This is a genomic window from uncultured Anaerovibrio sp. (genome assembly GCA_902786545.1).
Classification (GTDB): Bacteria; Bacillota; Negativicutes; order Selenomonadales; family Selenomonadaceae; genus Anaerovibrio.
Genome location: CADACU010000091.1, coordinates 1 through 2,799, shown reverse-complemented (window position 1 = coordinate 2,799; position 2,799 = coordinate 1). Strand labels below are relative to the sequence as shown.

Sequence of the window (2,799 nt, the reverse complement as noted above, 5' to 3'; positions counted from 1 at the left end):
GTTATCCGATGCGCCGGTCACCACGGCGCGGCTTTCAGCGATTTGTATTGCGGCTTTGTTTTGACCGGTCAGCGGAGCAGTCGCTGCGCCCGCCCAATATGCCCTCGGGGCTCTAGGCAAAAATCTACTGTTATAGCAAGACGTTTTGTGGTAACATGATAATATAGAATGATTTTTCTGAATAAATGAGGTGATATATATGATGGCAGTTCAGGGATATTATGATGGTGTTGCTGTCAGACCCTTGGAAAAGATAGATGCCAAGCCCAATCAGCGCGTTATCATTACTGTTATGGATGAATTTGTGGAGCCTGTGGTACGGGAGAAGAAAAAAGGAATGCGTGGTATTTTGGCAGAATATGCGAATTCGGAATTAGCAATGAAGGAAAAAGGGGCATGGCAACAGGCTGTGGTGGATAAGTATGGTAATCTTTGATACGAATATGATATTGCGTTATCTGCTGAATGATAATGAGGAAATGGCAGATAGGGCTGAATATTATCTGGAAAATGATGATGTTTATATCACATTGGAAGTGGTTGCCGAAGTGGTGTATGTCCTCAAAGGTGTGTACTCCATGGAGCGTAGTAAAATATCTGCTACCATAAAGGGCTTTTTAGAATTGGTAAACTGCAAGGAGCGGGCGGTGCTGGAATTAGCATTGGAAGTTTATGGTGAACGCAGTCTTGATTTTGTGGATTGTGTTTTGTATGGCTATCATGTGGCGCGAGGAGCAGAGATAGCAACTTTTGATAAGAAATTGTTAAATTTGATGAAATGATTTTATGATGGATGTGGGAATAATATTGAAGATGATAAGGAGAGATTGATTATGGGATTTTTTGATGGATTAAAACAAGGGTGGCAGGAAGCAAATGAAAGGATAGATAAGGAAGAGGAAATACAAAAAAATTGGGAAAAGGAACATCCTGGTGAAAAATATTCCCCAATAAAAGCTGGGGTTATATCTATGAAGCCAAAAGAAAAGAAACTTTATCAGCCGGGGCATAAAAATATGACTGGCCCAGCAAAGAGAAATGCTTTAATAAATCTACTTGGTACACCTGATTTAGATGAAGTCATCGAAGGCTGTGCTCCACACTTTACAGAAACGGTTTATGGTATTCGAGATAAGCTGAATGATGAAGAACAAGACTATAAGGCGAAATACTATGAACTAAAAGGCCGTTATGATGAATTGCAAAAGAATTATCAGGACTTAGTAAAGCTCATGGCAGCGAATAAAGACATACAAAGCTAAAAGGAAGGCGAAATTCATCGCCTTCCTTTTAGCGTAGGTTGTGGTTCCTCTTACTGTGAAGTTTATTTGCCGCCTTGAATCATAGCGGCAAGGTAGAGGCCAAGGATTGCGGCGATTAAGCCTAGCAAAACATTGGCGGCGATGTTAGCGATGGCCAGCACAATACTTCCACTGCGAATCAGCGTCAGGGTTTCCATGCTGAAGGAGGAGAAGGTGGTGAAGCCGCCGAGAAAAACGTAGAGATATTGCATAGGGAGAGCTCCTTTGTCGTTAGAATGATTAGGACTTCATGTTACCACGAAGGCATAATACTGGCAAGCTTCGGTAAGTCATAAGATGAATACAGAATACTTCCCTCAAAACTATCCACATTGCACGTGTAAAGTTGTATACTAACCTTGGGTTACGAAAAGGAGGATTGATTCTGTATGAAAAAGTATTTGGGAATGTTAGCTGGTATTATGGTTTGGGGCGGTTTGCTCTTTTTGCAGGGCACACCTGCCCTTACGGAGGAGATTGCCGAAGAAGCAGTAGTGGCTGCGCATCCGGACACGGAGTTCTGCGAGGTGGAGCGGCAGGGCAGTGATTTCCGGGTGGCTTATGTGACGGCCAGTCTGGAGCAAGGCAGGGTGACGATTGCACAGGACGGGCATATTGTAAGTATGCAGTAAATGTTGATAGCGAGAGCAGGAAGTCTCACAGCAGCTGAGACTCCCTGCTTTTTGCTTTATATGGGGCAGGATTTATTCAGGGAAAAATAGAATTTACTCAAAAAACAGGTGTTGAAGGGGGATTTCCCATGAATAATTCGGTATTGGTCATTCCTTTAGAAGGAAAAATAGATTCGCTGAATGCTGCAGATGTAGGCCGTGATATTGCCAAACAGCGGGCGGAGCAGGAATATCAGGCACTGATCTTTGATGCGAAGAAGCTGAAATTTATTTCTTCGGCGGGATTGCGGATTATTATGCAGGTTATCAAGGAGGAAAAAGTAAAAAAACATGAACGGGTTTCTATGATTGAAGTGGGCAAGGAAGTATATAACATCCTGGAAATGACCGGATTTACGGAGCTCATGGTGGTACAGAAGGCCTATCGGGAAATCAGTCTGGAGGGCAGTGAGCTTATTGCGGAGGGCTTTTTCGGCAAGGTATACCGGCTGGATGAGGAGACGATTGTCAAGGTGTATGGGGAGGGGGAAGTCAGTATTCCCCTGATACAGCGGGAGCAGTCCCGGGCCAGGAAAGCCTTTGTCAAAGGGATTCCCACGGCGATAGCCTATGATATCGTGCGGGTAGGCAGCCAGTATGGTTCGGTGTTTGAGCTGCTGCAGGCCAGAAGTTTCAATGACTGGGCGCAGGAATATGAACAGGATAAGGAACAGCTCGATGAACTTATGCGGTTGTATGTAGACTGCCTGAAACAGGTGCACGCTACAGAGATGGCGGGCTACGAGCTGCCAATGGCCAGAGACAATATGCTGGAATCTTTGTCCGCGTTAGAGGGATGTCTGCCGGCGGAAATTCTTGGCCGCCTG

General features: G+C 44.7%; 6 protein-coding genes. 5 read left to right on the top strand and 1 reads right to left on the bottom strand.

What is annotated here, in order from left to right; all coding sequences use genetic code 11:
• Positions 1-199 precede the first annotated feature (199 nt).
• Genes QZV24_RS10365 through QZV24_RS10355 form a run of 3 tightly spaced genes read left to right on the top strand, consistent with a single transcriptional unit; the run spans position 200 to position 1,262 of the window.
• A complete protein-coding gene (locus tag QZV24_RS10365) occupies positions 200-436 on the top strand; it encodes a hypothetical protein (protein WP_294523562.1) in 237 nt (78 codons plus the stop codon).
• Positions 423-782: a PIN domain-containing protein gene (locus tag QZV24_RS10360; RefSeq protein ID WP_294523561.1), complete on the top strand. Its 360-nt coding sequence runs from the start codon at positions 423-425 to the stop codon at positions 780-782. The genes QZV24_RS10365 and QZV24_RS10360 overlap by 14 nt, the downstream gene beginning before the upstream one ends.
• 51 nt (positions 783-833) lie before the next feature.
• Positions 834-1,262, top strand: coding sequence for a hypothetical protein (locus QZV24_RS10355; RefSeq protein ID WP_294523559.1), 429 nt, complete (start codon positions 834-836; stop codon positions 1,260-1,262).
• 62 nt (positions 1,263-1,324) lie between these two features.
• On the opposite strand, the gene QZV24_RS10350 is transcribed toward QZV24_RS10355, so the two are convergent.
• Positions 1,325-1,513, bottom strand: a complete 189-nt coding sequence (locus QZV24_RS10350) for a CrcB family protein (RefSeq protein ID WP_294523557.1) — start codon at positions 1,511-1,513, stop codon at positions 1,325-1,327.
• A gap of 177 nt (positions 1,514-1,690) precedes the next feature.
• Here QZV24_RS10350 and QZV24_RS10345 point away from each other — a divergent pair, with 177 nt between their 5' ends.
• A complete protein-coding gene (locus tag QZV24_RS10345) occupies positions 1,691-1,933 on the top strand; it encodes a hypothetical protein (RefSeq protein ID WP_294523555.1) in 243 nt (80 codons plus the stop codon).
• A 128-nt stretch (positions 1,934-2,061) separates the two neighbouring features.
• Positions 2,062-2,799, top strand: a 738-nt coding sequence (locus QZV24_RS10340; protein WP_294523553.1) for an STAS domain-containing protein, incomplete at its 3' end; no start/stop codon positions are given.